The organism is Corynebacterium sp. HMSC29G08, from assembly GCF_001806875.1.
Taxonomy (GTDB): Bacteria; Actinomycetota; Actinomycetes; order Mycobacteriales; family Mycobacteriaceae; genus Corynebacterium.
Genome location: NZ_KV786221.1, coordinates 1 through 3,468, shown reverse-complemented (window position 1 = coordinate 3,468; position 3,468 = coordinate 1). Strand labels below are relative to the sequence as shown.

1 protein-coding gene and 1 pseudogene are annotated in these 3,468 nt (G+C 61.4%); both read left to right on the top strand.

Annotation, left to right across the window (positions count from 1 at the left end; genetic code table 11):
* Positions 1 to 299: 299 nt before the first annotated feature.
* Positions 300 to 2,129 carry a 2-isopropylmalate synthase gene (leuA, locus tag HMPREF3101_RS02990; protein ID WP_070462444.1) on the top strand — a complete coding sequence of 610 codons (1,830 nt, stop codon included), beginning with the start codon at positions 300 to 302 and terminating at the stop codon, positions 2,127 to 2,129.
* 66 nt (positions 2,130 to 2,195) lie between these two features.
* Positions 2,196 to 3,468, top strand: a pseudogene (locus tag HMPREF3101_RS12255) (hypothetical protein); the annotation flags it as partial.

The window sequence follows — 3,468 nt, the reverse complement described above, 5'->3', positions numbered from 1 at the left end:
TAGACATGATGGCGGTTGCATTCAGTATAGAACCTCATCTACACACACCCCTTTCGTCGATAAGAAAATGGCAAACACCTGTTCGGGCAGCACCCCGCACCATGCCCACCAAACAGCACTGCGAATGTAAAACACACAACCGCGCGCAAAGTGGTGTAAGCTACGCCACATGTCGCAAAAGGCGCTTCTCCTTCTACGCCGCGGCGGGAATCAGGCCAAGTAACACGGCCGGCACCCCGTCGCGGAGTTTCTGTTGGCCGGCCGTGGACCCGTACCAAACGTAATTTAGGAGCACCCACATGAGCAACGAAATCTTTGCGCCCCGCGAAATCATCACCCCGAACGGCCCTCGTAATGAAGGCCAGCCAAGCTGGAACAAGCAGCGCGGCTCCCAAATGCCAGTAGACCGCTACCTGCCGTTTGCCGAAGAGGTTGAGGACATCACCCTGCCGGACCGCACGTGGCCGGACAAGAAGATCACGGTTGCGCCGCAGTGGTGCGCGGTAGACCTGCGCGACGGCAACCAGGCGTTGATTGACCCGATGAGCCCGGAGCGCAAGCGCCGCATGTTCAACCTGCTGGTTGAGATGGGCTTCAAGGAGATTGAGGTCGGCTTCCCGTCCGCCTCCCAGACGGACTTTGACTTTGTCCGCGAGATCATTGAGAACAACATGATCCCGGAAGACGTGACCATCCAGGTGCTGGTGCAGGCCCGTGAACACCTGATTCGCCGCACGTTTGAAGCATGCTCTGGCGCAAAGAACGTGATCGTGCACTTCTACAACTCCACATCCAAGCTGCAGCGCGAGGTGGTGTTCCGCAAGGACCGTGAAGCCATTAAGAAGCTGGCCACGGATGCTGGCGAGCTGATTCGTGACATTGCAGATGACTACCCGGACACCAACTGGCGCTGGGAGTACTCGCCGGAGTCCTTCACCGGCACGGAGCTGGATTTCGCGCTGGAGGTATGCGACGCGGTCGTAGAGACCATGGGCGCCACGCCGGAAAACCCGATCATTATTAACCTGCCGTCCACGGTGGAGATGATCTCCCCGAACGTGTACGCGGATTCTATTGAGTGGATGCACCGCAACTTTGCCAAGCGCGACAGCATCATTTTGTCCCTGCACCCGCACAATGACCGCGGCACCGGCGTGGCTGCGGCGGAGCTGGGCTACATGGCCGGCGCGGACCGTATTGAGGGCTGCCTGTTTGGCAACGGTGAGCGCACCGGCAACGTGGACCTGGTCACCCTGGGCCTGAACATGATGACCCAGGGCGTGGACCCGCAGATTGATTTCTCTGATATTGAGAAGATCCGCCAGACCGTGGAGTACTGCAACCAGCTGCGCGTTCCGGAGCGCCACCCTTACGGCGGCGAGCTGGTGTTCACGGCGTTCTCCGGTTCGCACCAAGACGCTATTAACAAAGGTCTGGACGCGCTGGCGCAGAAGGTACACCCTGGCGCTTCCAGCACGGATGTCACGTGGGAAGAGCTGCGTGAGACCGTTTGGGAGGTCCCGTACCTGCCGGTGGATCCGAAGGACGTGGGGCGCACCTACGAGGCTGTGATTCGCGTGAACTCCCAGTCTGGCAAGGGTGGCGTGGCCTACATCATGAAGACGGACCACGGCATCGATATGCCGAAGGCGATGCAGCCGGAGTTTTCCGCTGTGGTGCAAAACATCACGGACGCCGAAGGTGGCGAGGTCAACTCCAAGAACATGTGGGACATCTTCGCCGCAACCTATCTGGATCTGGATTCCCCGCTGGAGCTGGTGGACTATGAGGTCACCGGCGCGGCGAGCGATGAGGACGATTCCGCGATCCAGGCCAACGTCACTTTTAACGGTGAGCCGCGCGAGATCAACGGCACCGGCAACGGTCCGATTGCTGCATTTGCCAACGCTTTGGAGTCACTGGGCATTGATTTTGAGGTGCAGGATTACTCCCAGCGCTCCCGCAGCGCTGGCGATGATGCGGACGCAGCCTGCTATATCTACGCAGATATTGACGGCACTAACGCCTGGGGCGTTGGCGTTGCAGGCTCGACCACGCGCGCATCGCTGCAGGCGATTGTGTCTGCGGCCAACCGAGGTCTGACCGAAGGCAAGACCGGCGGCGTATAGGCTAGCCTGCGGAGATTGCCCAAACGCTCATTGTGGGTATTTGTACATACGTGTAAGGTTGCGAGTATGACTAAGCACTTGTCGGCATACGTGATTCCGGATCACGGCTTGGGCGCGCTAAGAAACGTCCCAGCCGTAGACGTCATCACGCCTGCCGTCATGCGCCACCTGGGGGACAGCGCTGTGGCGGACTTGGGCGTGGCCCTGGTTCCTAACGGCACTGGCTTTGACATCACGTTCCAAGATGAAGTGCTTGGCACCATGAGCGAGCGCGATGCGCAGGAGTTTTGGGAGCTCTCCTCCCTTGCTGACAGCGGTTTGATCCCGCATGCCACTGCCCGTGCCAGCGCGGGTGACCCGATGCAGCTGGTTGTTCGCCTTCCGCGCCCGGGCTTGATCTTGCCTGTGAATGAACCGCCAGCGCAGCCGTGGGCATTCCTGGCAAATGGCCGCTCCATTGAGCTGGACTACCTCCCAGAGGTTGAGCAGGCCCAGGACTTGGAACGCAAGCAGATCCTGGTCACGCTTGGTTTTGATGATGCTGGTGAGGTTTGTGCCTACATCGATGGCGTTGAGGTAGCGCAGCTGGATCCAGCTCAGGGTGCAGAGGTTGCGCCGACGCTACGTTCCATGGAGCGCCGCGGCTTGGTGCCTGTGGCACGCGGCTACCACTCCCCGATTGGTGGGGCACCAGTGCTGTCGCTGTCTATCGGCGCTGTACGCACCGGCGAGTTCCCAGCCATTAGCCCGATCCCGCCGCTGGAGGACACTCGTAAGGTACGCCCGCTGCCGATGGCAGAGCCAGCTGAGCAGACGTCTGTGATCCCGGCCGTGTCTGCGGCTGATCACTACAGCGCGGACGATGACGCTGTGGTTGCTGTTACTGACGTCGATGTACCTGCAACGGCTGCCGCTGCGGCGTCCTCCGCGGGCACCCCGTCCCGTGCACGCAAGCGCACTTTGCACGCGGTTGGCGCGATCGCCGCAGCTGGCGCTCTAGCCTTGGCCATTGGCGGCCTAAGCGCGTTGACCTCGACGTTTATGCAGGACCGCGACTCCGATGTTGCCAATTACGGGCATGCGGAAATGACCGAGACGGAAAGCAGTACCCCAAGCCCAAGCCCTAGCGCTGTCACGAGCTCCAGCGAGGAACCGACAACCGCGTCGCCGGAGGTTGTAAAGCCCTCCAGCTCTGCACCGTCGTCCGAGCCCGCTCCGGCACCTGCTCCAGCGCCAGAGCCCGCTTCGTCTGTTGCGCCAGCGCCGGCTCCCGCCCCTTCACGCGCTCCAGCGCCTGCTCCGGCCCCAGCGCCTGCTCCGGCTCCAGCGCCTGCTCCGG

What these genes read in the sequence shown, in the direction of transcription:
- leuA (WP_070462444.1), top strand. Translation starts at nt 300, where the DNA reads ATGAGCAACGAAATCTTTGCGCCCCGCGAAATCATCACCCCGAACGGC.